The organism is Microcystis sp. LEGE 08355 (assembly GCF_015207185.1).
Taxonomy (GTDB): Bacteria; Cyanobacteriota; Cyanobacteriia; order Cyanobacteriales; family Microcystaceae; genus Microcystis; species Microcystis panniformis.
In genome coordinates this window covers 1-1,031 of record NZ_JADEXI010000959.1, presented here as the reverse complement: position 1 = coordinate 1,031, position 1,031 = coordinate 1, and the positions used below count along the sequence as shown (strand labels likewise).

The following is a 1,031-nucleotide window of genomic DNA, read 5'->3' as shown; positions in this document are numbered from 1 at the left end:
AATTAAAAATGGATTTTAGGTTCGATCCCCCCTTAGTCCCCCCTTGATAAGGGGGGTGCCGATCCCCCCTTAGTCCCCCCTTGATAAGGGGGGATCTGACAACTTTTAACGCCTACCTACTTAAGAAATATGTGACTAATGGATGGCGGGGGTAGCTGACAATTTTTAACACAGAAAACGGGTTTCTCCGAGAAACCCGTTTTCTAGGTGACTTAGACACTTAGATAAAGAAATTACCTACTGGAATGTTCCCTAAAGCTGGTAAAGTACCGGTAAATCCGGTGATATTTATTAATAAATCATTGCTGGATTGGAAGCCAGCCGTGCTATCATTAATAACGAGGTAAGTTCCAGCTATTGCACCGCTTGTTACTTGCACTAAGGCGGCACTATTAACCGCTAATTCTTGATTACCTGTAGTGGCTCCATTGGCATCAGTAAATACCTGATTGATTAAATTCTGTAAAGTGGTGACAGTGCTATTAGCAGCACGACTGAAATTGCTAGGCGCACTCGTGGCAGTTCCAGCTTGAGTTAATAAGTCAATTTTATCACTATTGATGGCAAAATCTGTGATACGATCGCTTGTTGATATGGTAGATTGACCAAATTGGAAGATGAAAGTATCTGCACCTAAACCACCGGTTAAATTATCAATTCCCGCACCTCCATTGATTTGATTAATACCACTATTTCCGGTGATATTATTGTTACTGGCGTTACCTGTACCGTTAATATTATTACTGCCAATTAGTCTGAGGTTTTCGACATTGTTGGGTAAGGTGCGAGTAATTGCGCTTTGTAGGGTGTCAGTAATAATTACTTGTCCAATTGCTTCGTCGGGATTGATGGTAGCATTAACCGGATTGGAGAGGGTGACGGTGAAGACTTCATCGGCTTCATTAAGGTTATCATTGAGGATGGGAATGCTAATAGTAGCGGTGGCAGTATTAGCAGCAATGGTGATAGTTCCAGTTTTGCTAGTGTAATCTACATCGACGGTAGCATCAATGGGTCCAGTGGTATAGTTG

1 protein-coding gene is annotated in these 1,031 nt (G+C 42.1%); it reads right to left on the bottom strand.

Features of this window, described 5'->3' with window-relative positions; genetic code table 11:
• Positions 1-220 precede the first annotated feature (220 nt).
• Positions 221-1,031 (bottom strand): bluetail domain-containing putative surface protein (locus IQ242_RS25590; RefSeq protein ID WP_305070297.1); only part of this gene is annotated, 811 nt, incomplete at its 5' end.